Here is a 21,277-nt window from a genome sequence, read left to right as displayed (position 1 = left end):
ACTGCGAGCAACGTGCTCTAGCTTAAAACGAAAAATGGCAGCCAATCAGGCTGCCATTTTTTTATTCGATTTAAACCGTATTACCGAGCTAGATATTGCTGAGCTAGCGGCTACTGAGCCAAGCTCATCAACTCTTCTGGCGAGTAGTGTTCTGCTTCTGCACCTTTGGCGATTAAGTCGATCACTTGGAACTCGTTCATATCACCAAACTCTTTGGTTAAGTAATCACGGAACGCTTTCTCGTTCGGCCATTTACCTCGCACGATATAGCCATCTTCTTTATCGAAGTCTTCCGTTTCAAAGAAAGAAAAGTCGGTCATACCAATATTGTGACAATACAAAACGAGATACATGTTGAATCCTTTACACTTAACTAGGGTCTATTTAGCTTTCGAGCCGATCAAAAAGCGTCTCTAAAAAGCAGGGCTAAGGTTACAACATAAATGCTAAATCGAATACCCAATCGAATCGTCAATTTAGAAACCTCAGCGACCGGCTCTTTTCGTTAGTCATCAAACATCATGTTAATCGCTGCACCCAACAGAATCAGCCCAACAATTGGCCCCATGACTGCTAATGGCGCGCGCTCAATGTATGGAAGGTTCTCTGCGATCATCAAACCCCATTCAGGTGTTGGTGGCTTTGCCCCTAATCCGATGAAGCTCAGCGAGGTCAGACTTAGAGTGATAACCGGTAGCCTCAACATCGCGTGTCTTAACAACGGTGGCAACACATACGGAAGCAAGTAGAAACGGAAGATTCTAAGCTTACTGGTGCCCCATAGTGGCGCGAGGTGTGTATAAGGTTGCGCCTTGGCTTCTACGATCAAGCTTGAGCAGTGTGCGGCTAACGGCGCCCACGACACCAATACAATCGCGATTAAGGCGCTGTTCGGATTCATCCCCGTTAAACCTGCAACAAGCAAGCCAGCAATGATGTATGGGATACCCTTAGTGATTTCGATAAGGCCTTGGCTAAAACGGGTGTTGAAACCCATGATGATGCCCGTCACCAAGCTCAAGAACGTTGCTAAAATGCCGGCTTGGAAGGTCGCAACCATACCAGAACCAATTCTCGCCAGTAGGTCTCGGCCAATGCCATCTGCGCCCAAAGGTGCTTGCCAACTCGGCGATGCTAAGCGTGCAAACTGGCTAGTGTATGGGTCTCGGAATGCAGCCCAAACTACGATAGCAATTAGGAAAGAGAAGATCGCTAAAGCAGTGACACGCTTTGCGCGGTTCTGGGTGAAACGAAACGAAGAGTGGCTACTGATGAGCTTGCCGCTTTTCAGGCTGTGGCCAAGAATCAATTGCTGAACAAACAAGCTCATGCTGCTTACGGCAATTGAAAATAGCAGTAACACCAATAAGCCGCCCTGCAGCATTGGTAAGTCTTGCGCCTTGGCTGCACCAAGAATCATGCGTCCGATACCAGGGATCGAGAAGATAAGCTCAACCGCGACTGCGCCACCAGTTAAGCCAATCACGATCATCGCGATTTGCGGGATCAGACTGCTCAGCGCTCTTTTCAGCGCAAAGCGAATAATTTGATTGGAATGAACGTTGGCACTGAGCCAAGTGATCACCCAAGGTTCATTGAGAACGCGTTGTAAACTGTCTCTGAGTAGGCGACTAAACAAGCCACTTGCAGGCAGTGCGAGCGCTAAACTCGGTAGCCAGATATCTTGCCAGCCTTGCCAACCATACGGTGGTAGCCAACCTAACCAGATAGAGAACATCAATATTAATACCGAGGCCACCACATACTCTGGCAACGATATTAATACGGTGCTTAAACTGCTGTAACTCTGCCCTAGTTTGCCCTTCTTCCAACTGCGTAAGGTAGCAAGTAAGCCTGCACCACACAGTACGAAAGTCATCACAAGTGCGCTAGACATTAAAAACAGAGACGTAAATGCTGTTTTTTGAATGCTTAATGCAACCGAGGAACCATCAATCCATGATTCACCTAGATCACCTGAAAAAGCACTTCCTACCCAGTCGAGCAGGCGCTCAATGGCTGAACGGTCAAGCTGAAGATCAGCGCGTACCGCAGCTAAAGCTTCAGGCGTAAGCAGGTGTTGTTGCCCCGCCCTAGCCCGCAGAATAGATTGGCTTGGGTCGATGCCTGCAATGTCAGGCATCAAACCAACAAGAATCACCACCACAATCAGTGAAGCGATTCTTGATAGCCAAGGCGTCAAGATAAATAGAGTTCGACGCAGAGTCTCAGCAGATAACATTTATTTAGTTAGCCTGTGTTGCCGGGTTAACTTGTGTCGTTTGATCCACCAAGCGACGTTCACTTGGGTCACGAACGACATTGCTTACACGCTCACTTTCACCTTGAATCACACGCTCGTGAAGCAGCGGGATAGCCGCGAAATCGTTAAGGATTTTTTGTTCAGCTTCGATGATCGCCTGGTGACGCAGCGCACCTAGCGGTTGTAGGTCAGCGTGATTCAGTGCTTTATCTACCTCTTGAGAACAAAACTGGCCAAGGTTGAAAGAACCCTTACAGCCAAAGTCACTCATCATGTATGCCACTGGATCACCCGAATCTAGAACCGTTGCACGAGAAAGGATAAACGCGTCGAACTTACCAGATAGCGCATCGTTCTCGATCTGAGCGTATTCGCGAATATCCAGCTCAACCTTGAAACCAACCGCTTCAAGTTGTTGTTTCAGTAGTGCTGCCACTTCTGGAAGCTCTGCACGGTCGGTAAAGGTACCGATAACAATGCTTTCGCCGTTCACTTTTAGCGTTTTGTCGACTGCCGGACCTTCAGGTCGAATTGGCTCAGCCCAAGCAAGTGCAGGACCTAATAGACCTTGCGCGATATCCGCGTGGTTTTCATAAACAGTATTCACGATCTGCTCACGGTCTACTGCAGCTGCCGCTACCTTACGCAGTTCAATATCGCTAAATACGCCTGACTTGTTGTTCAGGTAAAGCGTATTAGTACGAGGCATTGCCACTTCGTAAAGTAGGTTCGGATCAATGGTCGCGATTTGTGAAACGGGTACCGCTTCAACGACGTCAGCCGTGCCGGTTCTCAGTGCTGCAGCACGAGCAAAACCGTTAGGAACGTATTCTGCAATTACAGATTCGACTTGCGCTTTTTCTCCCCAGTAGCCATCAAAACGTTTCAGTTTCGCGCTTGTTGTACCGTTAATTTCCGTCAACTCAAACGGTCCAGTGCCTGCGCCAATTGGACTCACACGACCATCTTCTTGATAAGCACTTGCTGCAAGAATCGCTAATTGAGGGCTTGATAAACGGCTTGGTAAAAGAGGGTCATCAAAGCTGGTTTTAATCTCTATACGGTAGTTGTCCATCGCTTTCACTTCTAGCTCTACGCCATCTAAGATGCGCGGCTTAGGTGCTGCTTCAAGCGCTTTTTGTAGAGAGTTCACTACAGAGTTTGCCGTTAATGTCGAACCATCATGGAATTTAACGCCTTGGCGAATCGTGAACTGCCAAGTCAGAGGATCAAGATGTTTCCAATCCGTTGCTAGCATAGGTTGTGCTTCTGAGGTTGGGCTCAGGTTAACCAGAGTTTCTGCGGTGCTCCAACGAGATAACTTAAAAGCGTCATCAGAAAGTGGCGATAAACCCGTTCTTGGCGGTTGCATCATCGCAACTCGAATTTCAGATTTTACTGCGGCATCACTCGACCCTGGTTGAGAGTCAAAACAGCCCGTCAAAGGCAGAGCCAACGCAAGCGCGCAAGCCAGTTTGATTGAATTAAAACGCATAATTATTTTTCTCTGTAGCTGTATTTTTTAATAAATAGGGTTGTGTTTAACAAGCAGATTTCGAAAGAGGCTGAGACTCGATCAGCATCTGAGTTGCAGGATGAGCAGGTTTACTCATCACTTGATCGGTCGGTCCGTGCTCGACCATTTCACCATGGTCGAGTACCAGTATTTCTTCACAAAGGGCTTTTGCGGCACCTAAATCGTGCGTAACCAAAATAAGGCGCATATCGCGCTTCTTTTTCAATGAATTAACCAAGTCCAACAACCTTTGGCGATTCACAGGGTCAAGGCTAGCAGTAGGTTCATCGGCCACCAGCACGGCGGGTCTAACGACAAGAGCCCGAGCAATAGCCACACGTTGAGCTTGACCTGTAGAAAGCTGATTAGGTTTCAGTAAGAGCAAACTGGCAGGCAATCCAACGTCTGACAGCGCTTCTTCAATGATGGCTTCATGATTACCCGAAACATCTAAGTTGCTTAAGGGTTCGGCTAAGATCTGTCGAACGGTATAGTAAGGGTTGAGGCTAGTGTGGGGCTCTTGTGGCACCAATTGAATCAGCCGACACACCGTTGCTTGCGCTTTGCTATCGCGAATTGGGAGCGAATAACCGAACAAGTTTATTTGACCAACGGTTGGCGCTTTAAGACCAAATAGCAGTTCAATTAACGTTGATTTACCGGCACCAGAACGCCCAACAATTGCTAGGCTTTTGTCTTCAACATTAAGGTCTATGTTCTGCAGCGCTTTAAACGCTTTACCACCCAACCAACTTGGTACGGAATAGTAGTGAACACTCACATTGTCGAACTTAATCTCTGTCGATGTTTGTGTTTCTGAATCAGTCACTGGCATTAATGGCGAGGCTTCTGAGTTTAGTGTTAAGGTCGAGCTCATTCGATTAAGTCTCTCAATGAACAGCAGAAAGCGTGAGAGCTCGACTCAAGTGCATGTTTCGGTGCACCGTAAGCCACCACACCGCCATCATCGATGACTAACAGCTTGTCACACTCCAACGCGCTATGCAGGTCATGGGTGATGAGTAAACCACCAATTTGACGCTGTTTAACATTGTGTCGAATCAGCTTAAGTATCTCTTGCTCTGTCACCGGATCTAACGCACTGGTTGGTTCATCGGCGATGATAATATCGGAGTTACTCAGCAAGCCAATCGCAATACACACACGTTGGCGTTGCCCACCCGAAATTTGGCTCGGGTACAACGGCAAGATGGTTTCTGGATTAGGAAAACCAAGTTGAATCAGCAACTCGGTAATTTTGATTTTGTCATTTGATTTAAGCTTGGTGCGAGTTCCCGTCAAGGCAAGGCAGAGTTGGCCTTCTATTGAAACCAGAGGGTTTAACGCTTGAAGCGCATCTTGGAAGATAACTGCGGGGCGCTGTGCTGCAGTTCTTTGCAACATCGGTAAACCACACACCGCTTCACCAGATAGAGAAATATGACCTTCAACTTCAACCGTCTCTGGCAGAAACCCCGCAATAGCGCGAGAAAGCATCGACTTACCAATACCTGAAGGACCCATGATCGCCAACAGCTCACCTCGATAAACATCGAAGTGGATATCTTGGAAAAGGATTCTCGAAGAGGTTTTGATCGTTAGATGGTCAACAGACAAAAGTGGGGCGTTCACGCAGATACTCACACATAGATGTTATAACATAACAACTCTATCATTTAGCCGACATGATGAAAAGAGAACATTGAACTGTATCGCATTTTATTTGCTGTTTGATTGACCAATTTTCATTAGGGCGTGTTGACCCTTCGAGGTGATTTTTACCGATACAAAAAAGCGCTCACTAAATTTATCGTGTAAAAATAGTAAAGCGCTTTGATAAAGTATTACAGGTGGTGATTAGGTTACTTAGTTAATGGCACCCTGAGCGGCATCTTCGACTGGGTAACACTTCTGCTTAACTTGTGCGATGAACGGATACAGGAACGCAATACGCCCAAGATAGAACAGAGTAAACGCCAACCACAAACCATGATTGCCCCAAATATCGATGGTGAATGCCTGTACCGCTAAGAATACCAACAAAGTCGCGATGCTTGAGTTTCTAACCGGACGCGTGGTTCCCGTTCCGGTAAAAATGCCGTAAACCGTTAAGCCAAAGCCTGCCACCAGCGGGAACACAATCAGCCACGGGGCCATCTCTTGATACAAGGCAACCAGCGCTGGAATATCGATAAACAAGAAAACAATCATGTCTTTGAATATCAGGGTTAAAAGCGTCAGCGCAGCAATGAAACCTGCCGTCCATTGGAAGTTAAGCCTTAATACGCGATCCAACATTGAAGGGTTCTTCTGACCTACCGCCTTACCTGCAAACACACTCGATGCGTTGGCAATGCCGTCAAACATATAACTGACTATGAAGGTCACCTGCATCAAGATCGCGTTAGCCGCTAGAACATCCGTACCCAGTTTAGAGCCAGTACGCGCCATCATGTTGAAGAACACCAAGATACAAATGGTGCGAAGCAATAAATCAGTATTCGATGAGATGATTGTCGATAGGTCTTTCTTGTTCATCTTCGAGCCTTGCAGAAACTCAGAGATCGAAATATTGCTGGTCTTCATCACCAAGGTCACACCAATCGCAAAGGTGGTAACTTGTGCAATCAAACTTGCGTAAGCCACACCTGCGACGCCCAAATCGAAATAAAGTACAAACACCGCATCCAAGACAATGTTCAACACATTGCCAAACACTTGTGTATAAAGAACTTCTTTGGCTTTCGCTTGCCCCATTAACCAACCAATAATGGTGTAGTTGAGCAACACAAAAGGCGCGCCATAAATCAAAATACTGAAGTAGATATGCGCGTGCTCGGCCACATTGGCTTCAGGCTCAATCACCCACATTGCGCCTTGCCAGATGAGTGGTTGTATCAAGATAAAGATCAAGCCCACCAAACCAGACAGCACAAATGGACGCATCAAGCTACCCGCCAGATCAGAGCGGTTTCCCTTGCCCAGTGCCATCGCACTTTGCCCCGTGGTACTGACACGGAAAAAGCCAAACAACCAATACATGGTGTTCATAATGATGGTGCCGATCGCCACGCCACCAATCAGTTCAGCAATACCAAGTTGGCCAATAACAGCGGTATCCACCGCACCTAGCAGAGGTTGTGTCACTGTTGAGATGATGAAAGGGAAAGCAATTTTCAGATAATCTTTGTGGGTAATGGTCATATATTCAAGCGAGTGATATTAAGAACTATTTGCAATTAGAGCGGGATGCTATCGTTTAATCCGTACGTTGTCATCATTTACTTAGAGTCGTTTATCAACAAGCTTCTCTCCCATCGCACCATCAACATAAGACGCCTTTCTGTCATTGAGCGAGCAAATTAGCCACAACAAATGAGTAAAATCACGCTCGACAAAACACAACAAAACCAATTACTGAGCCAACTCAATGGTTAACCTAGTAAAGGCTCAGTAAAAACTCACGGGAAGGTAGAAATCGAGTTCGAATATTTCATCACTATTAAGAAAGTGATTCTGATGATAATGCACGTACGCAGGAGTAGATCGCTGTTTGAAACCAGATGTGGGTAGCCATTTTTCTAACACCATACTGATCTGTGGTAGCAGCTCGCCGTAGCGGCCATTCAATCGAAATACGGCATGTAAACCACCCGGAATCACCATCTGGTTCACGACACTACGATACTTAATCGGCTCATCAATCGCGATACACGCGACATAACGACACTGATCCATCTCAACCCAAGCAGGGTTTGAGTGATGCAAACCAAATTGGCTCGAAAAATCACGCTGTTCGGAATTCGCCCACGCTTTCAATATCAACCACGCATTACGAATAGAGCGGTTATAACCCGTATGTCGAACATAGGCTGCCATGCGCTCAGGCACTTCAACGATCTTGGGTTCGGGCAATACTCGCTGCGCCACACTCAAATAGCCCGCCGCCACTTCGGGATCTTTCAAATAGGGTTTTTCTGCTACTTGTAAATCGTGTTTACGCCATTCTCCGGGCGACATATTAAAGGTCGCTTTAAATGCTCGACTAAACGAAGACACAGAACTAAAGCCACATTTATGCGCGATCTCAACCACAGACGAACTAGTATCAAACATCAATTGGTTGGCTGCATACTCCATTCGAGTGCGTCGGATATATTGATGCAACGACTCCCCGACCACACTTTTGAAGGTGCGATGAAAGTGCTGTTCTGAATAGGCAGCTATCTCAGATAACTCTTTGGCAGACAAAGGCTGACTGATGTCTTGGTGAATATGGAACAAGACATCATTGATTCGCGATATGTGTTGACGTGACATCGTTTAAATAGCATAAATGGACATGTTTAAGAGCATAAACGGACACGCTAGTTTTTACAATTGCCGTGTAATATCAAGCGATAGAATAAAAACGATAAACGACGAGACACAACACATGGAAATCGCACAGTCATTACAACAGATTCAATCTTCATACATTCGAGAGATCCTCGCAGCCGCAAGTGATCCAAATGTCATCTCATTGGCCGGTGGTTTACCGGACGAGAAAACATTCCCAATCGATTTAATGAAGCCAACGCTAGAAAACCTAGCGAACATGCCTGAAGTTTTCCAATACGGTTCGACCGCCGGTTACGGCCCGTTGCTTGACCACCTAACACAAAGCTACCAATTGCCAGAGTCACACACGGCAATGATTTGTACTGGCTCTCAGCAAGGTTTGGATTTGATTGCACGTGCGTATGTCGACCCGGGTGATGTGGTTGTGATGGAAGCGCCAAGCTACTTAGGTGCGATGCAGGTGTTTGGCTTAGTTCAAGCAAACATTGCAACCGTGTCTCAAACTGAATTTGGCCCGAACCTGGATGAGCTGGAAACGTGCTTTGCACAGCAAGCGCCAAAAATGTTCTATGCCGTGCCTGATTTCCACAACCCAACCGGTGTGTGCTGGGCAACAGAAACTCGTCAAAAAGTGGCTGAGCTGTGTATCAAATACAACGTGGCATTCATTGAAGATGCACCATACCGTGAGCTACGTTTCACGGGTACAGAACTGCCGTTGGTTTCTTCGTTCTGCCCTGACAACTCTATCGTTCTTCGTTCATTCTCTAAGATTGCATCGCCGGGTTTACGTATTGGCGCGGTAACAGGCAAACGCAGCTACCTTGAACCACTGATCAAAGTGAAGCAAGGCGCGGATTTACACTCAAGTGTACCAATGCAAGCACTGCTTGTTGGTCTTCTAAAACATGAAGACTTTGGCGTACATATGGAGAACATTCGCACCCTGTACAAGTCTCGTTATGAAGTGCTGTTCTCAGAGCTAGAGAAACAACTGCCTGCAGATTGCGTGTTAAAAGCCGTCGATGGCGGGATGTTCATTTGGGTTGAAATCCCTGAGTGTGACACCTTCGAACTGGCGAAAACCTTGCTATCGAATGGTGTAGCGGTTGTACCAAGCCCAGTATTTTATCCAAAGGCCGATGAAGCGAAAGCCGCACTGCGCTTAAACTTCACCAACGCCAACCCTGAAGAATTGACTGAAGCGGTAAAACGCTTAGCAGAAGTACTTAACCAAGCGTAATCGCTGACAGTACTGACTGCATTGGTGATTGCCTGATCGGTTTATTACCGGGAAGCCGTCATAAGTCAGCATTAAAGGCCAATGTCATTCTCAACAAGAGAGTCACATTGGCCTTAATTTTAGGTCTCCATAAAGCACAGAAAGGACATCAGTTTTGCCGCATTGTATTATCGAACACTCATCCACTATTGATGGTCAGCAACTCAACCAAAAAGTGTTTCTCGGCGCGATGGAATCTCAGTTGTTCTCACCAACAGGAGAAGACATCAAAGTACGCAGCCTTGCCTATCAACATTACCAAACCGGTGAAGTAAAAGAAGACTTCGTGCATGTCTTTGTGCGTATTTTGTCTGGGCGTAGCGAAAGCGTTAAAGCGATGCTCTCCAAGTCCATATTGGATCAATTACTGACTCTTTCACTATCTAATGCTTCGCTGACCGTTGAGATCATTGATATTGAGACAAGCAGCTATTCAAAAGCCTTAGTTTAAAGGCAAATCACAAGCGTACATCCCCGCAACAATAAGGGATTCTAAAAACATTCGTTAACAGCATGGAGCAATGAAATGGAATTGGTGATTGGTAAAAACCCAGAATTGATAACGCAAGCACAGTCCATTCGTCATCAAGTATTCGTTGTTGAACAAGGTATTCCCCATGTGTTGGATCTTGATGGGCTCGATCCTGTCTCACATCATGCACTCATCACCGATGAAGATAATTTAGTCGCGACGGCACGCTTGCACATTGATGAATCAGGACACTCAACCATGGCACGTGTTGCTGTTCTGCAGCCTTATCGAAGATTTGGTATCGCGTCTAAAATTGTTCGCGCACTTCTAAAACACGCCTCTGAACATGGTGCCAAAGTCATTGAAATCCACGCCCATCAATACCTAAAAGGTTACTATGAAAAGCTTGGCTTTGAGTTCATTCGTGAAGTAGAAATCGTCGGAGAACACCAACTCATTGAGATGAGATACTACATAAGTTCTTAGCCAAGTATTCAAAAGACAACACAACACCACTGCTTATTTGAGCTAACATTCCTTATCAAATAACGGCCTTTTTACCACACCTAAAGCCACACCAAAAATGATGTTATATAGCCCTACGTTTGGTTGGTTTTTGTCCCGCACCGCCTTGGTTATACTGCGCCTGATTTTAATAAGCCAACAAGACAGAACTAAGTTGAAGTACTCAGTTCTGATCAAAACAGGCAACCGCTCTGGATTTACGTTCCAGCTCGCAGAAAGGAAAAACCATGTCTCAATATGTTGTATGTGCTCTGTATAAATTCGTAGCACTTGATGATTACCAAGAAATTCGCCAGCCACTAACCGACGTGTTAGAAGCCAACCAAATCCGCGGTACTTTGTTACTTGCGAGTGAAGGTATCAACGGCACCGTTGCAGGTAAGCGCGAATCTATCGACGCCCTTCTTCAATGGTTCAAACAAGATTCTCGCTTGGCGGATGTTGTTTACAAAGAGTCGTTCAACGAAGAACAACCATTCAACCGCACCAAGGTTAAGCTTAAGAAAGAGATCGTAACCATGGGCGTTGAGGGCATCGACCCACGCCACGTTGTCGGCACTTACGTTAAACCAAACGAATGGAACGCATTGATCTCTGATCCTGATGTGATTCTGGTTGATACTCGTAACGACTACGAAGTGGACATCGGCACCTTCAAAAATGCTGTAAACCCAAACACAGAAACCTTCCGTGAATTCCCTCAATACGTTGAAGACAATCTCGACCCTAAGAAACACAAGAAAGTCGCGATGTTCTGTACTGGCGGTATTCGTTGTGAAAAATCAACAGCCTACATGAAAGAGCAAGGCTTTGATGAGGTTTACCACCTTGAAGGCGGCATTCTTAAGTACCTAGAAGAAGTGCCTGAAGAAGAGAGCATGTGGGAAGGCGACTGCTACGTATTTGATGGTCGTGTTGCAGTAAACCACCAGCTAGAAAAGAGCGGCTACGATGTGTGTAACGCGTGTCGCCTGCCAATCACAGACGAAGACAAAGCCTCTGAACACTTCGAGAAAGGGGTAAGCTGCCCTAAGTGTATTGATAAGCACAGCGACGAGCAGAAAGCCCGTTTCCGCGAACGTGAAAAGCAAGTTCAACTGTCGAGTGCTCGTGGCGAAACCCACGTAGGTGGCGAAGCTGCTCACCTTATCGAGCAACGCAAAAAAGAAAAGCTTGCACACAAAGAGCAGCAACGCTCTGGCAAGAAAGCAAAGTAAACTTTCTGCTTTAAACTCTTATAGTTCTAAACATATAACTATAAATAGTTAGCTATATACATACAAAAGGGCGCAAGTTCGAGGATAATCCCACGAGTTTGCGCCCTTTTTTGATCGCTTTACGGCTTTGTGTTTTGAACCACATTTCTTTCGAAAAATTACTTCTATACTGTCAGGGCGTGTTGACCTTCCGCGGTTAGATTTTGTTCGAGATAAAAGCGTTTTAATCGCGGCGAGGGAGAAGTAGCCTAGTCATTCTAAGCAAATCTCCCTCAACAAAGAGTAAAACGCTTTTAGCCGAACCCTTCGGGCAGCGTTTGCTGGTTATTTCTACTACGTTATCGGCCTTTCATGTAGGCTAGCTACACATCAAAGCCTCTGCCTTGTAGACATACCCAGCAATTCGCCGCAAAAACAAGCTCGAAAGATCAACACGCCCTAAAAATTCGACTAGAGAGGAAGTGCCAATGCTCAATGAAAACCATGCCTTTATCTTAGATTTCCCAGATCTTAAATTAGACATTGTTCAGCTCAACCACGACGACGAAAAATTCAAAGCAGACATGCAGAAATACCACCAACTCGACTACGACATCCGTCAGCTAGAAATCTCTGGCAGCCCTATTGATGACGACAGCATGCACAACCTCAAAGTAGAACGCATGGAGCTAAAAGACTCGCTACACAAACAGCTCACGCGCCATCACGCGCTTAAGATCGTATAGAAAAATCAGTCCAAAACTCTATTTTAAGCCATGCACTACGCATGGCTTTTTGGTTTTATCACATCGCAAATCTAAGCGAATTCAGCTTCTTCAATTATGTTACTGTTTGCTTATTCAAAGGCGCTTGATAAGGAAGCGAGCAAAGTGGCAATAACAGAAGAAAATATACAGTTCCAACTTGTTTCAAATTCTGAATTCGATGAACTGTTTGCGTGTGTTAAACAAGGTATCTTCATACACGTAGATAGCGCTTTCGGCTGGGAGGACGACTTCCAACGCCAACGACTTTTAAACGATTACCATCCCTCTTGGTTTCATTGGATATATAGTGAAAATGAAAGAGTGGGACTCGTCTGCTTTAAGCCTTATGACAACGCATACCATATTCATCTGCTGATCATTTTCCCTCAATACCAAGGCCGTTCGCTTGGCAAGCAAGTCATGACTCTCATACATAAGAGAACCATGGAAGAGCAACGAAGCCAAGTGACTCTGTCGAGTTTTAAAAGTAATGCTCGTGCTATTAACTTTTATCAATCGCTTGGCTACCACGTTGTAGATGAAGGAGATGATAATTTTGTGGGGATGGAGCTCAATCCAGACTACAAACACCATCTCTAATTAAACGCCCTAGCCACTCGCCCATTACTGCTCAATTCGTAATGACCAATATAGGCAGGGATAAATACCGATTGCCCTTTGGTGAGTGTTAGGTGTTCACCTTTCTGGCTCATTAGCGTTAAATCATCATCGATTGCCATTAAGATTTCAGCACCACTTGTGATGACTTCTTCTTGCTTTGGGCCATGAAAGATATTGAAATCAAAGTCACTGACCGGGATATCATAGCGATCACATTGACCCAGTTTTGAGGGTGCCAATAACAAGCGATCAAACGGAATTGGCGTAAACTCTGTACACGCGACTAACTCAGGGACATCAATGTGTTTTGGCGTTAAACCAGCGCGCAACACGTTGTCTGAATTAGCCATAATCTCAAGCCCGGTTCCCTTAATGTAAGCATGTGGAGTGTTTGCGTTCAAATACATCGCTTCACCAGGCTCCAATGTGATCAAGTTAAGCAGCAGAACACAAAATAGTCCGATATCGTTCGGGTATTGATGGCTAAGCTCAGTAACCAAAGCAAACTCAGCTTGGTCTTGATGAGATTCTGCGTAAGTCAGAAGTTGCTCTAATGCACGGTGTTTACATTGGTCATTCAACGTTAGCAGATCCCGAAAAAATGCTTCTAAACCGCGAGAATCAAGGTGGTTGCCAAACTCTTCAACCAAACCAGACAACTCGCTCGAATCCAACTGTCTGAACAAACCTAATATTTCATCGAATTCTCGAAAGCCATTCATCGCTTGATATTCAGTGATCGCGTAAACCAATTCTGGTTTATGGTTTGAATCCTTGTAATTACGGTGTCCTGCGGCCAAAGGAATGCTTGCTTGTTCTTCTCTCGCAAAGCCAATTTCAGCTTGGTGCTTGTTTGGATGGACCTGAACAGACAGCGCTTTTTCTGCCGCTAAGATCTTAAACAAGAACGGCAATTCACCGAACTCCTGCGCAATATCGCTTGATAGATAAGCCTGTTTATTCTTATTAATCAACTCAGAGAGAGGCACTAAATGTTGGTCCAGCTTGACCATTGAGCAACCTTTCGGGTGTGCTCCCATCCAAACTTCCGCTTGCGGCTCTTGTGACTCATTTTTGAAGCCAAACAGTTCACGTATCGAAGAAATACTTCCCCATGCATAGTTTTGGATGGTGTTTTCCATTGGGAAAAATGAGTGTTCTGAGAAGTGGCTGAGTGACATGGCGTTTTCCGTAGTGAGCCCTTTGAACACAATTCAGAGAGCTGATTTCTAATAACGTAAATAATTAGAAAGACTACAGAGCGCAGCTAGAACCCACATGAGATGAGGTCTTAGACGCAATAGGAAAAATTCTTAGAAAAAGGTGAGAACGATGAAAAGCGTGAAAAGAGTCACATTTGAATATCACGCGTAGAAAGCGCTGAGAATAAGATAGCGGTTTGTATCGCACTGGATACAGCAGCGATACAAGCATCTGAATACAAACACTAGTGACTATCTTGTTATCGATCCTTAAAAGCCAGAGCGAACCTCTGCACTTTTCTGAGGCGATTGAGCTTGTAGGAAAGGCAGTAACAGCAAGCCAATAACGGCCGCACAAGTGGAGATGGTAATGAAGAACCCACTCCAACCGTAAGTTTCTAGAACGAGCGCTAATGGGTAACCAGAGAGTGCTGCGCCCATGTAAGCAAACAAGCCAACAAAGCCTGTCGCCGCCCCGGCAGAATCTTTATGTGAACATTCCGCCGCCGCCATACCAATGAGCATTTGAGGGCCAAAAACAAAAAAGCCAACACAAAACAACCCAGCCGCCTGAAACACAAAGTTGGTTAAAGGCATAAGCCATAAAGCCGATACCGAGAGGAAGATACCAATCGCAAACAAGATGTTCATCGGGCCTCGGTTTCCACCAAACAGCCTATCCGATCCCCACCCAGCAACAAGTGAACCAACGAAACCTCCAATCTCAAACAGAGACAACGCAGTGTTGGCGTTTATCAAACTGTAATCGTGCTCTTCGGTGAGATATAAGTTGCCCCAGTCGTTAACTGCCGTTCTTACGATGTAAACCAACACATAACTAAAGGCGAGCAACCAAATGTACTTATTGCTGAACACATAGGTTTTTAGGATTTCTCGATAGCTTAACCCTTGCCCATGGCTCTCTTGCGCTAATTCTAGATGGTCACTGCGCCACTTCCCTACCGTCGGAAGTCCCATGGTGGTGGGCTTGTCACGTAAGCGCCAGCAGACAATAAGACCGATAAAAACACCAATCACACCCGGCCAGATAAACCCAGCTCGCCAACTGAACTGCAGCGTTAGATAACCCACAAGAATAGGGATAAGCGCTCCACCAACGTTGTGCGCTGTATTCCAGATTGCCCAGCGAAAGCCTCTTTCGGAGCGAGAATACCAAGTCGTCAATAACTTGGAACACGATGGCCAGCCCCAACCTTGGAACCATGCATTCAGTACCCATAGCGAGATAAAAGCCGCTAACGAACTCGAAAAGCCAAACGCGATATTTATCAAACCAGTCGCGATTAGGCCAAGCCCCATGAAGTAGCGAGGGTTCGACCGATCCGATATCGTGCCTGAGATAAATTTCGATAAGCCATAAGAAAGATAAAAGAGCGTACCAATTAAGCCGATATCGCCTTTGTCCAAACCAAGATCGGTGATCATGGCTGGCGCGGCATAATTAAAGGTTTTACGAGTGAAGTAAAAACCCGCATAGCCGACATACATACCTATCATGATATGAAGACGCCAGTAGCGATAACTCTGGTTGACCTCATCATCAGCTAGAGCATCACTCTTCGACGTTGTTGAGCGCAGAAATCCAAACATATTCGTTCTCACACTTTGGGTAATGTAACGCTGATATTGGTACCCGAAGACGAGCCATTAGCGTTGATTGTCATCTTGCCGCCGAGCGCCTGAACACGCTCTTGCATACCGCGAACACCCATTCCTTTGAGAAGATCTTGCGCTGTAAAACCAATGCCATTATCTGATATCTGAAGATAAGCCTGGTCACCTAGAATTAGTTCAATTCTGATTTCGCTCGCGTTGGCGTATTTAGAGGCATTGTTTAGAGATTCTTGGCACAGCCTGAAGATAGTGACCTTAAGCGTGTCACTCAAACACGAGTAATCACCTTGCCAATTTAACTGGATATCAACGCCGTGATCCGAAAACTCCATCTCTCTAATAAGCTGTTCCACGGAATCTTTTAGGTCAAGATCGTCCAGCATCTTAGGCCTTAATTTTGTAAGTAGACGTTTGGTGGTGTCATAAACATTCAAAGACAATGACTCAATCGTCCCCGCACAGCGAACGCTCATCTCAGCCGCATCGACACGTTTAATAATGCTTGCCTGCGTACGAATTGCCGTGATGTTTTGGCCAATTTCATCATGCAGCTCACGCGCAATATCACGACGAACCGACTCTTCAGCTGTTATGAGCTGGCGTGAAAGGTTTTGGTTTCTGGAAAGCTCGCTTCGCAATTTAGAGTTGAGATCTTTCTGCTTTTGAACCGCAAGGCCAAGCAATATACCGGTAATAGTTTGAGCTGATAAAGACAAGAGTAAGTCGGTAATTTCGAGTTTGGACGTTCCGCTATGAGCAGCAATCAGCGCAACACTGTTTAACAGAGTCGCCAGTAAAGCGCCTTGCCACCCGTAGCGAACGGCCAGCAAGATAATAGGGATCGCCATACAAAATGGGGCGAAGCGCCTTAGTTCATCAGGCAAACTGGTTTGTATCAAAATACTGGCCACCAGCAACACACTGTATAAAGCGATGTGACGAATTTTGAACTCTACAACATTATGGATTAAGTAAGAGCTCAGCGGCGCCCACTTATTTTGGAATAGATAGTTCCAGACCAGATAACACATAGGCACCAGCATCAATCCACCCGTGATACTCGCTAACCACACCATGTAAACGGCTGGTACATGAGAGCCCACCACGGCAACATTAATAAATGCTGTGACCATGATTAAGCTCGCCATCACTAACAAGTGACGATTTTGGTCACCAGAATAATAACGCTTGGCAATTAGAGTGGCAGGAATACTCAACCCACTGGCGATGAGTATCGTCAGCCATTGAGGTTCATCAAGTAGCAGAGCTAAAGAAATCGCAAGCCCCCACTCTGCAATATAGATAGCGGGCCAATAGTGGGTGCGAGTGTGCAGCGTCATTCCCAATCGAAGTGAAAATGGGAAAAGCAGAATGGCTAACTCAGGGTCATTAATGAAATAGAAGGCAATAACCCACAAACAGAACCATGCACAGCCAGCCATAAAAATCCCACACAGGGAGGTGGCTAGGTAAGAACGCATTAGTACTGGTCTTGTGTAAACAGTTTCGCTAACTCGACGTTATTCTTAACATTGAGTTTGTCCATCGCATTGGCACGGTGTACATGCACCGTTTTATGGCTAACCCCTAGCTCTACGGCGATAGATTTTACATCGAGCCCTGTTGCCAATAACTGGCACACTTCGCTTTCTCGGCGGGTGAGCTGATTTAAAGAGGCTTTATTCTTCATGGGTGTCGCAAGCTTTATGGCGATATCAGGTGTGAGATAACAGCCACCATTTGCGCTCGTGTGTACGGCTTGGATTAACTCATCAGGGCTACAGCGCTTGCTGAGATAACCTTTGGCTCCTAACTCTAATGACTTCTCAACCATCGCCGGAGAGTCATGAACGCTCAACATGATGCTGGCAATGCCAGATGGAATCTCTTCCAATAAGCTCAGGCCACTTTCGTCCTGCATTGAGATATCCAAGATCACGACATCAGGGTGACAACTTGGCAATCCTAGGCGCGCTTCTGCCGCAGAGTTGAATTCCCCCACGACCGTAATATCAGCTTCAAGACTGAGTAATTGAGCAAAGCCAGATCGAACAATGACGTGGTCATCAACAAGCGCAACATTAATCATGATATTAACCAAAATTAAGAGTAAGAAAGAAAAATAGCCCCAACAGGAGCTATCTAAAATTAAGTTTATTGATAGAGATGATACTGAATCGAACTAACGATTGGTATGATCTCACGTGCTTTAAACCAATAAAGCACGTGAGACTCGCTACGCGTTTTGAGACGCTAAGTGCATTTTCTTAGCGTGGCGAATCTTCTTCTCTTCCGCAACCGCAACGAATAGCAGTAACACGATACAAATGGCAGCTGACGTATCAAGCGCTGCGAACGTGCCTTTCCAACCCGTTAAGCCAAAAATAGGCGTGCCGTCTGCAATCATACCTAGGCCAAGTTTGGCAAAGCTGTCACCAATTAAGTAAGCAAATGTGCCTTTCACACCATCCGCAACACTGATTGCTTTCTTAGGCACGAAACCTACTGCAGCAACACCAATCAGCAACTGAGGACCAAACACAAGGAAACCAAGCACAAACAGTGATGCTAAGTACATGAACTCACTGGTTGCATGTTGATAGAACTCTAGAGAAACGATGATAAGGCCAAGCGACACACAAGCAACCAAAGCACGGCGTCCGTTCGCAAGGTCTGATAAATAGCCCCACATTAGCGTGCCGACCAGTGCACCAACCTCAAACAAAGTGAAGCCTGAAATCGCCGTTTCCTTTGATAGACCTAGCTCTTGATACGCATAAACGGTAGACCATTGATCGATACCGATACGAACAATGTATAAGAAGATATTCGCGAAGCAGAGCAACCAGATCACTTTGTTTTTCAGGATGTATTCAACAAAGATCTCTTTCTTAGTCATTTGATTTTCTTCAGCAGCCGTATCTTCTTCGCTGACTTCTTCATCAAACAACTCTTCAACCGTACCTAGACCATAGGCTTCTGGAGAGTCATTACCAAAGCGCATACCAATAAAGCCAACCACAATCGCAATGATTGATGGGAACACGAACATACCGATCACGTTGCCATCAAATAGGTAGTTAGCGCCGAACAGAGCAACACCAGCCGCACCTGCGCCACCCACGTTGTGCGACATATTCCAAAGGCCTAAATAAGAACCACGCTTGTTACGAGGCGTCCATTTAGTGATGGTCGAGTAGCTTGAAGGACCGCCGGTACTTTGGAAGAAACCACTCAACGCATAGAAGGCAACCATCAAGAATAAGCTAGCGCTGCCGCCGCCCATACTGAAGCTGAAGCCCAACATGGCAATACCAGAAAGGACAAGCATAAATGGCAGGAACTGCTTGGTGTTTTTACCATCGGCATAATAGGAAACAACCGTTTTACCGATACCGTAAGTGATAGAGAAACCCAGACCGATAAGACCTAGATCCGTCATCGATAATCCATAAGTAGAAATCATGTCGTTTTGCGCGACATTGAAGTTCTTACGGATCAAATACATGGTTAGATAACCAATGAACACGACGAGGTAAGATTGTAGGAATGGTTTAAACCACATTTTTCTTCTAGTTTCGACCGGAAGATCCAGCGTCGGTTTTCGAACCTGATCTAGGAACTTTAACATTGTGAACTCTCTTATTATTTATGAGGTCTGCACGGTATAATTGCGACCATTCATTGTTTGTTATTTGACAGGGAAATAATAAGGAGTCTAAAAATCGACCGCATGAGAGAGGGTCTTAGAATAACTAGGAAAAATTCTTAGTTCAGAATTGGGAGTCAAGAAAGCGTGAACAGCATCACTTTGTTTACGGTCTGTTATGGATTGATATATCGATAACAAAAGTCTCTCATTTCAAGGCTGACAAGCCTTGTAAACAAACAGAAACAAGTGAAACACTTCGCAACAAACAAAGCATTATTCATAATGGTTGCCTGACATTGCATTGATAAAGTTTGAATCCTTTTATAAACACATTTTTAGGTTCCAACTATGAATTCAATGGTCAAATCATCACTTGCGATTGCTATCAGCCTTCCACTACTTGCTGGATGTGTGACACCCGGTGAAGATGATCCCAATGCGAGCACTAAGCAGGGCGCTGTCGGTGGCGCACTGTTAGGACTCACGATAGGTGCATTAACTGGTGATGCAGAGCTAGCAATGAAAAGTGCCGTTGTCGGCGGAGTAGCCGGCGGGGTTGCAGGTGCAGGTAACGACATTAGAAGTAATCGAGACAACATCCGTCACGATAGCCGTAACGAAGCCATTGCGCATACCAACGTGAACGCTGCAGCAGCAACAGCAACAGCAACAGAGACGAAGCAACAAAATTGGGAAGAGCTCAATAATTTCATTGGCGAATGGGATGTCACTATCCACAATCACGTTAACACTCTGGATACCATCTCGGACTTAGAGTCGACAGGAAAACTGAACAGCATTAGTCAAGCAGAGGTGAGCGTAGCTAATTCACAAGGAGTCAACCTAACGGCTCAGTTCTCTTACGATGAAGCTCAAGGCTACCAAATGGATGTCATTAACCAAGCTACCCAGGTAAATGTCAACTTTGCTGGCGAGCCTCAATCTCAAAATAATCGTTACAATTTTTATCCAACTAACATCCAAGATGTCATCTATGAGGGTGTGAATAGTGCTGATGTTCGCATTGAATTGGGAATGCTCAATAGCCAGCTTTGGATCTTAGAAAGCTACGCTTACCTAGATGGTAGTGAAAAGAAAATACAATCGATTCGATTTAACAAAGCCAGCTAGCTTTTCGTTATGAGCGGTTCGTTATTAGTTATTAGCTTCTAAATCGCAGATCAAATACAACACCAGTATCGGTTCATCACCATCAAACTCCATGGTGTGTCCGATACTGGTTCACATTCATTCTTATTAAAATAGATTCAATAGGCTTGTTACGTTTCGCGTGCATTGTACTACAGTCGTTTACCGCTACCGTCTTCCCACATCACTTCGCATTCATCCTTGATGGCGGCCTTTAATAATTCAACCAGTGGGAACGCTCGGCTACCGATATTTACAGGTGCTTCAACCACCTCTTCTTCATTGTCGTCATCAGTATTTACTTGCTCTAAGGGCTTGCTCTGCTCTGCTGCAATCGCAGCACGTAGATTATCCAGAGCTTGAGGAACCTCTGAAGCTTCCATAGCACCTGGGATGGAGCCGCTATGCCCAAGCATCTTGATAAATTGAAGGCCAACTTCACCAAACATCGTGACGCTAGCATGAGCTTTACAACTAAAGGTAATTAACATAATGAGCCTTTCTTAATTTTGGTCGTTTACAAACTATGTGGAGTAACTCACTGGAAAGCAAGTAGATAATATTCAAATCGCTCCAAGTACCTCGCTCGTCATCAGAAAACTCTGCACCTTCAGTGACACGCATCAATAATTATTATGAGTCACATCAATTTAATA

At 45.4% G+C, this 21,277-nt stretch carries 20 protein-coding genes; 7 read left to right on the top strand and 13 right to left on the bottom strand.

Annotated elements, in window-relative coordinates:
- Positions 1–110: 110 nt before the first annotated feature.
- From MSG34_RS04375 to MSG34_RS04345, 7 genes are all read right to left on the bottom strand, one after another.
- Entirely contained in the window at positions 111–353 is a 243-nt protein-coding gene (locus MSG34_RS04375; protein WP_248336382.1) for a hypothetical protein, read from the bottom strand.
- A 152-nt stretch (positions 354–505) separates the two neighbouring features.
- Positions 506–2,242, bottom strand: a complete 1,737-nt coding sequence (locus MSG34_RS04370) for an ABC transporter permease subunit (RefSeq protein WP_248336381.1) — start codon at positions 2,240–2,242, stop codon at positions 506–508.
- A gap of 4 nt (positions 2,243–2,246) precedes the next feature.
- Positions 2,247–3,758 (bottom strand): ABC transporter substrate-binding protein, encoded by a 1,512-nt coding sequence (locus MSG34_RS04365; protein WP_248336380.1) that lies wholly within the window; start codon positions 3,756–3,758, stop codon positions 2,247–2,249.
- A 46-nt stretch (positions 3,759–3,804) separates the two neighbouring features.
- Complete coding sequence (locus MSG34_RS04360) at positions 3,805–4,656, bottom strand: ATP-binding cassette domain-containing protein (protein ID WP_248336379.1); 852 nt, start codon at positions 4,654–4,656, stop codon at positions 3,805–3,807.
- On the bottom strand, positions 4,653–5,411 hold the full coding sequence (locus tag MSG34_RS04355; protein ID WP_086969156.1) for an ATP-binding cassette domain-containing protein: 759 nt from the start codon (positions 5,409–5,411) through the stop codon (positions 4,653–4,655). The genes MSG34_RS04360 and MSG34_RS04355 overlap by 4 nt, the downstream gene beginning before the upstream one ends.
- A 234-nt stretch (positions 5,412–5,645) precedes the next feature.
- Positions 5,646–6,983, bottom strand: a complete 1,338-nt coding sequence (locus tag MSG34_RS04350) for an MATE family efflux transporter (protein ID WP_248336378.1) — start codon at positions 6,981–6,983, stop codon at positions 5,646–5,648.
- Between the two features lie 246 nt (positions 6,984–7,229).
- Entirely contained in the window at positions 7,230–8,099 is an 870-nt protein-coding gene (locus MSG34_RS04345; protein ID WP_050651251.1) for a GyrI-like domain-containing protein, read from the bottom strand.
- Between the two features lie 115 nt (positions 8,100–8,214).
- Between MSG34_RS04345 and MSG34_RS04340 the strand changes: the two genes are divergently transcribed.
- The 6 genes from MSG34_RS04340 (at position 8,215) to MSG34_RS04315 (ending at position 12,962) form a co-directional block, all read left to right on the top strand.
- Positions 8,215–9,363 carry a PLP-dependent aminotransferase family protein gene (locus tag MSG34_RS04340; RefSeq protein ID WP_248336377.1) on the top strand — a complete coding sequence of 383 codons (1,149 nt, stop codon included), beginning with the start codon at positions 8,215–8,217 and terminating at the stop codon, positions 9,361–9,363.
- Positions 9,364–9,517: 154 nt separating this feature from the next.
- The gene (locus MSG34_RS04335) at positions 9,518–9,853 is read left to right on the top strand and encodes a 5-carboxymethyl-2-hydroxymuconate Delta-isomerase (RefSeq protein WP_248336376.1); all 336 of its coding nucleotides are present in this window, start codon (positions 9,518–9,520) and stop codon (positions 9,851–9,853) included.
- A 75-nt stretch (positions 9,854–9,928) separates the two neighbouring features.
- Positions 9,929–10,360 (top strand): GNAT family N-acetyltransferase, encoded by a 432-nt coding sequence (locus tag MSG34_RS04330; RefSeq protein ID WP_248336375.1) that lies wholly within the window; start codon positions 9,929–9,931, stop codon positions 10,358–10,360.
- 266 nt (positions 10,361–10,626) lie between these two features.
- Positions 10,627–11,616: a rhodanese-related sulfurtransferase gene (locus tag MSG34_RS04325; RefSeq protein ID WP_248336374.1), complete on the top strand. Its 990-nt coding sequence runs from the start codon at positions 10,627–10,629 to the stop codon at positions 11,614–11,616.
- A 467-nt stretch (positions 11,617–12,083) separates the two neighbouring features.
- Positions 12,084–12,341 carry a YdcH family protein gene (locus MSG34_RS04320; RefSeq protein WP_009846137.1) on the top strand — a complete coding sequence of 86 codons (258 nt, stop codon included), beginning with the start codon at positions 12,084–12,086 and terminating at the stop codon, positions 12,339–12,341.
- 96 nt (positions 12,342–12,437) lie between these two features.
- Complete coding sequence (locus tag MSG34_RS04315) at positions 12,438–12,962, top strand: GNAT family N-acetyltransferase (protein WP_248336373.1); 525 nt, start codon at positions 12,438–12,440, stop codon at positions 12,960–12,962.
- Here MSG34_RS04315 and manA read toward each other — a convergent pair.
- The 5 genes from manA to uhpT form a co-directional block, all read right to left on the bottom strand.
- Positions 12,959–14,164, bottom strand: coding sequence for a mannose-6-phosphate isomerase, class I (gene manA, locus MSG34_RS04310; RefSeq protein WP_248336372.1), 1,206 nt, complete (start codon positions 14,162–14,164; stop codon positions 12,959–12,961). The two genes, MSG34_RS04315 and manA, sit on opposite strands and share 4 nt — an antisense overlap.
- Positions 14,165–14,455: 291 nt before the next feature.
- Positions 14,456–15,796, bottom strand: a complete 1,341-nt coding sequence (locus tag MSG34_RS04305) for an MFS transporter (protein WP_248336371.1) — start codon at positions 15,794–15,796, stop codon at positions 14,456–14,458.
- 8 nt (positions 15,797–15,804) lie between these two features.
- Positions 15,805–17,301, bottom strand: coding sequence for a signal transduction histidine-protein kinase/phosphatase UhpB (uhpB, locus tag MSG34_RS04300; protein WP_282449633.1), 1,497 nt, complete (start codon positions 17,299–17,301; stop codon positions 15,805–15,807).
- On the bottom strand, positions 17,301–17,909 hold the full coding sequence (gene uhpA, locus MSG34_RS04295; protein WP_017061545.1) for a transcriptional regulator UhpA: 609 nt from the start codon (positions 17,907–17,909) through the stop codon (positions 17,301–17,303). The genes uhpB and uhpA overlap by 1 nt, the downstream gene beginning before the upstream one ends.
- A gap of 147 nt (positions 17,910–18,056) precedes the next feature.
- A complete protein-coding gene (gene uhpT, locus MSG34_RS04290) occupies positions 18,057–19,451 on the bottom strand; it encodes a hexose-6-phosphate:phosphate antiporter (protein WP_052879412.1) in 1,395 nt (464 codons plus the stop codon).
- Between the two features lie 369 nt (positions 19,452–19,820).
- On the opposite strand from uhpT, the gene MSG34_RS04285 reads away from it, so the two are divergent.
- Positions 19,821–20,603, top strand: coding sequence for a hypothetical protein (locus tag MSG34_RS04285; protein ID WP_248336370.1), 783 nt, complete (start codon positions 19,821–19,823; stop codon positions 20,601–20,603).
- Positions 20,604–20,773: 170 nt separating this feature from the next.
- On the opposite strand, the gene MSG34_RS04280 is transcribed toward MSG34_RS04285, so the two are convergent.
- Positions 20,774–21,112, bottom strand: a complete 339-nt coding sequence (locus MSG34_RS04280; RefSeq protein WP_248336369.1) for a DUF1840 domain-containing protein — start codon at positions 21,110–21,112, stop codon at positions 20,774–20,776.
- Positions 21,113–21,277 lie beyond the last annotated feature (165 nt).

The sequence above is a fragment of the Vibrio sp. 1CM2L genome (assembly GCF_023161695.1).
Lineage (GTDB): Bacteria > Pseudomonadota > Gammaproteobacteria > Enterobacterales > Vibrionaceae > Vibrio > Vibrio coralliirubri.
This window is presented reverse-complemented; position numbering and strand designations above follow the sequence as displayed.

Coding starts and splice junctions, on each gene's coding strand:
- MSG34_RS04345 (WP_050651251.1), bottom strand. CDS start 8,099: ATGTCACGTCAACACATATCGCGAATCAATGATGTCTTGTTCCATATT.
- uhpT (WP_052879412.1), bottom strand. CDS start 19,451: ATGTTAAAGTTCCTAGATCAGGTTCGAAAACCGACGCTGGATCTTCCG.
- uhpA (WP_017061545.1), bottom strand. CDS start 17,909: ATGATTAATGTTGCGCTTGTTGATGACCACGTCATTGTTCGATCTGGC.
- MSG34_RS04315 (WP_248336373.1), top strand. CDS start 12,438: ATGTTACTGTTTGCTTATTCAAAGGCGCTTGATAAGGAAGCGAGCAAA.
- MSG34_RS04370 (WP_248336381.1), bottom strand. CDS start 2,242: ATGTTATCTGCTGAGACTCTGCGTCGAACTCTATTTATCTTGACGCCT.
- MSG34_RS04285 (WP_248336370.1), top strand. CDS start 19,821: ATGAATTCAATGGTCAAATCATCACTTGCGATTGCTATCAGCCTTCCA.
- MSG34_RS04325 (WP_248336374.1), top strand. CDS start 10,627: ATGTCTCAATATGTTGTATGTGCTCTGTATAAATTCGTAGCACTTGAT.
- manA (WP_248336372.1), bottom strand. CDS start 14,164: ATGTCACTCAGCCACTTCTCAGAACACTCATTTTTCCCAATGGAAAAC.
- MSG34_RS04365 (WP_248336380.1), bottom strand. CDS start 3,758: ATGCGTTTTAATTCAATCAAACTGGCTTGCGCGCTTGCGTTGGCTCTG.
- MSG34_RS04340 (WP_248336377.1), top strand. CDS start 8,215: ATGGAAATCGCACAGTCATTACAACAGATTCAATCTTCATACATTCGA.
- MSG34_RS04305 (WP_248336371.1), bottom strand. CDS start 15,796: ATGTTTGGATTTCTGCGCTCAACAACGTCGAAGAGTGATGCTCTAGCT.
- MSG34_RS04330 (WP_248336375.1), top strand. CDS start 9,929: ATGGAATTGGTGATTGGTAAAAACCCAGAATTGATAACGCAAGCACAG.
- MSG34_RS04280 (WP_248336369.1), bottom strand. CDS start 21,112: ATGTTAATTACCTTTAGTTGTAAAGCTCATGCTAGCGTCACGATGTTT.
- MSG34_RS04360 (WP_248336379.1), bottom strand. CDS start 4,656: ATGAGCTCGACCTTAACACTAAACTCAGAAGCCTCGCCATTAATGCCA.
- MSG34_RS04375 (WP_248336382.1), bottom strand. CDS start 353: ATGTATCTCGTTTTGTATTGTCACAATATTGGTATGACCGACTTTTCT.
- MSG34_RS04320 (WP_009846137.1), top strand. CDS start 12,084: ATGCTCAATGAAAACCATGCCTTTATCTTAGATTTCCCAGATCTTAAA.
- MSG34_RS04350 (WP_248336378.1), bottom strand. CDS start 6,983: ATGACCATTACCCACAAAGATTATCTGAAAATTGCTTTCCCTTTCATC.
- uhpB (WP_282449633.1), bottom strand. CDS start 17,301: ATGCGTTCTTACCTAGCCACCTCCCTGTGTGGGATTTTTATGGCTGGC.